The 281-nt window shown below is 42.3% G+C and carries 1 pseudogene; it reads right to left on the bottom strand.

Features of this window, described 5'->3' with window-relative positions:
- Positions 1-281: pseudogene (locus HC176_RS19375) on the bottom strand (M1 family metallopeptidase); the annotation flags it as partial.

Consider the following 281-nt stretch of genomic DNA (forward strand, 5'->3'; position numbering starts at 1 on the left):
TCATGCTTTCATTATATTCTTCACCGCCTTCTTCCACTACATAAAGTACATCCATAGCAGATGGATCTTCCACGCCGTAACGCTTCAGCAGTTCGGTTCCTTCTTTCGTAGGCTTGTCGGTCACGTAATATTTTTTAACTTCTTCAACACCTATATCCACAAAATCTGTGGTATAGAACCAGCCTCTCCAGAACCAATCAAGATCAACGGCAGATGCATCTTCCATTGTTCTGAAAAAATCTTCAGGAGTTGGGTGCTTGAACATCCATCTTTGCGCGTAT

Source organism: Tamlana crocina, assembly GCF_012037625.1.